We start from the raw sequence: 2,763 nt of genomic DNA, 5'->3' as shown, positions 1-2,763 counted from the left end.
GCAATAGTCGGAAAATTTTACTATCCATCTCCTCTGGCGGGGTGCTTCAACAAATGAATTAACTGTTGCTCTATACGCAATAGTCGGAAAATTTTACTATCCATCACCTCTGGCGGGTGGTGCTTCAACAAATGAATTAACTGTTGCTCTATACGCAATAGTCGGAAAATTTTACTATCCATCTCCTCTGGCGGGGTGCTTCAACAAATGAATTAACTGTTGCTCTATACGCAATAGTCGGAAAATTTTACTATCCATCTCCTCTGGCGGGGTGCTTCAACAAATGAATTAACTGTTGCTCTATACGCAATAGTCGGAAAATTTTACTATCCATCACCTCTGGCGGGTGGTGCTTCAGCAAATGTATTAACTCTGGCTCTATACGCAATAGTTTGGAAAATTTGACTATCCATCACCTCTGGCGGGTGGTGCTTCAGCAAATGTATTAACTCTGGCTCTATACGCAATAGTCGGAAAATTTGACTATCCATCACCTCTGGCGGGTGGTGCTTCAGCAAATGTATTAACTCTGGCTCTATACGCAATAGTTTGGAAAATTTGACTATCCATCACCTCTGGCAGGGTGCTTCAGCAAATGAATTAACTGTTGCTCTATACGCAATAGTTTGGAAAATTTTCACCACCCATCACCTCTGGCGGGGTGCTTCAGCAAATGAATTAACTCTGGCGACCTACGCAATAGTTAGAAATTTTCACTACCCACCTCCTCTAGCAGAGTGCTTCATAAAATGAATTAACTCTGGCGACCTACGCAATAGTTTGGAAAATTTTCACCACCCATCACCTCTGGCGGGGTGCTTCAGCAAATGAATTAACTCTGGCGACCTACGCAATAGTTAGAAATTTTCACTACCCACCTCCTCTAGCAGAGTGCTTCATAAAATGAATTAACTCTGGCGACCTACGCAATAGTTAGAAATTTTCACTACCCACCTCCTCTAGCAGAGTGCTTCATAAAATGAATTAACTATTGCTCTATACGAAATAGTTTGGAAAATTTTACTATCCATCACCTCTGGCGGGTGGTGCTTCAGTAAATGAATTAACTCTGGCTCTATACCCAATAGTCAGAAATTTTCACCACCCATCACCTCTGGCGGGGTGCTTCAGCAAATGAATTAACTCTGGCGACCTACGCAATAGTTAGAAATTTTCACCACCCATCACCTCTGGCGGGGTGCTTCAGCAAATGAATTAACTCTGGCGACCTACGCAATAGTTAGAAATTTTCACCACCCATCACCTCTGGCGGGGTGCTTCAGCAAATGAATTAACTCTGGCGACCTACGCAATAGTTAGAAATTTTCACCACCCATCACCTCTGGCGGGGTGCTTCAGCAAATGAATTAACTCTGGCGACCTACGCAATAGTTAGAAAATTTGACTATTCATTATTAGCTTTTTTCGTATAATTCTTGTTATGGCAAAGTTTGACTATTTTTTCCCAATGCACCATTCAAGGTGTGTCGGTCTACTACACCTTCTGAATTCTAAATTCTGAATTCTAAATTTTGATCATAAATCCTCTTGTATACTCCTAGCTGCAATAGCACCTTGAGCTACCGCTGTTGCTACACAGGGATCTCTAGGGTTTGCCACATCTCCAGCAGCATAAATATTAGGAATAGATGTCCGTAGAAATTGATCCGTAGAAATATATCCTTTTTGACTAAGTTGAATATTACCTAACTTTCCTGCATTAAAAATTTGAACTATATCCTCTATATTTGGAGCAAACCCAATTCTCAAACATAGAGAGTCATGCTAACTTTTCTTCTAGTCTTTCTCCATCTCCAAAAGTGATATAAATTTGATTGTCCTGAACTTCAAATCTCTGAATAATTGCTGGTTGATGTAACGTTATTTTACCAGCTTCAACTTTCTCGTAAATTGTTTTTTGGTTAACTTTAAAACCACACATTTGAGAACGAACAAATAGGTGAATATGTTTAGCAGTTTCAGAGAAACGTATTGCTGTTACTAACCCATTATCACCTCCTCCAACAATAGCAACTATCTTTTCATTCATCTGAGGTGTAAGTAGAGGAGTCGCACCAGGGTCAAAGAATATTTCCTGTGATGATAAAAGTTCGTGACTACCCTCAATAAATTTGATACCTTCGTATCCTTTAATTCTTTGCCCTGTAGCAATAACTAAACCTTGAGCTGTAATTTCTTTTGCTTCAGTAAAAATCTGAAAATTATCCCCATCCTTGACAATACTCCTAACTTGAGAGCCTAATAACGTAGAAATTTCTTCTACTTGAATATGCTGGCGAAACTGCTCGGCAATCTCATATCCAGTTTTTTCAATTAATCCTAAATACCAGACATTTTGAAAATTACTTACCTGTTGTAAACCTCCAAGTCGTTGTTTTTTTTCAATAATAATTGGGGAAAACCTAAATATTTTAACCAGAGGGCGCAAGACATTCCAGCAGGTCCTCCTCCAATAATTCCTATCGTTTTTTTCATTGAACTAAATCTCTATATATTGTTTTATTGATAATCCTGATTATGGTTTGCCGAAAAAGTCTTTTGGAGGGAATAGTTGCAGGTTTTAAATTTTCTGCATTTCTCCCACTCAGGTGAGGAAAAATCCTCAGTTTTAAACATTAATGAGTGTATTTTTTTGTACTTTTTTCCAGGTTGAATACAACTCAAATTTATGAGACATCAGGATTATATATAGCAATCAGAAATGAGATGTGAGAATTGAGGTGTTCCTTAAAAGGTAAAAGA

5 protein-coding genes are annotated in these 2,763 nt (G+C 38.7%); 1 reads left to right on the top strand and 4 read right to left on the bottom strand.

Annotation, left to right across the window (positions count from 1 at the left end; translation table 11 throughout):
* Positions 1-20: 20 nt before the first annotated feature.
* Entirely contained in the window at positions 21-182 is a 162-nt protein-coding gene (locus F6K22_RS37940; RefSeq protein ID WP_293110008.1) for a hypothetical protein, read from the bottom strand.
* Positions 183-326: 144 nt separating this feature from the next.
* On the bottom strand, positions 327-545 hold the full coding sequence (locus tag F6K22_RS37935; protein WP_293110006.1) for a hypothetical protein: 219 nt from the start codon (positions 543-545) through the stop codon (positions 327-329).
* 13 nt (positions 546-558) lie between these two features.
* Between F6K22_RS37935 and F6K22_RS37930 the strand changes: the two genes are divergently transcribed.
* A complete protein-coding gene (locus F6K22_RS37930; protein WP_293110004.1) occupies positions 559-753 on the top strand; it encodes a hypothetical protein in 195 nt (64 codons plus the stop codon).
* 783 nt (positions 754-1,536) lie between these two features.
* On the opposite strand, the gene F6K22_RS37925 is transcribed toward F6K22_RS37930, so the two are convergent.
* Positions 1,537-1,770 carry an FAD-dependent oxidoreductase gene (locus F6K22_RS37925; protein ID WP_293110002.1) on the bottom strand — a complete coding sequence of 78 codons (234 nt, stop codon included), beginning with the start codon at positions 1,768-1,770 and terminating at the stop codon, positions 1,537-1,539.
* 10 nt (positions 1,771-1,780) lie between these two features.
* Complete coding sequence (locus F6K22_RS37920) at positions 1,781-2,449, bottom strand: NAD(P)-binding domain-containing protein (RefSeq protein ID WP_293110001.1); 669 nt, start codon at positions 2,447-2,449, stop codon at positions 1,781-1,783.
* Positions 2,450-2,763 lie beyond the last annotated feature (314 nt).

Source organism: Okeania sp. SIO2F4 (assembly GCF_010672385.1).
Classification (GTDB): Bacteria; Cyanobacteriota; Cyanobacteriia; order Cyanobacteriales; family Microcoleaceae; genus Trichodesmium.
Note: the sequence above shows the minus strand (reverse complement) of the source record. Positions and strands in the feature narration are given on the sequence as shown.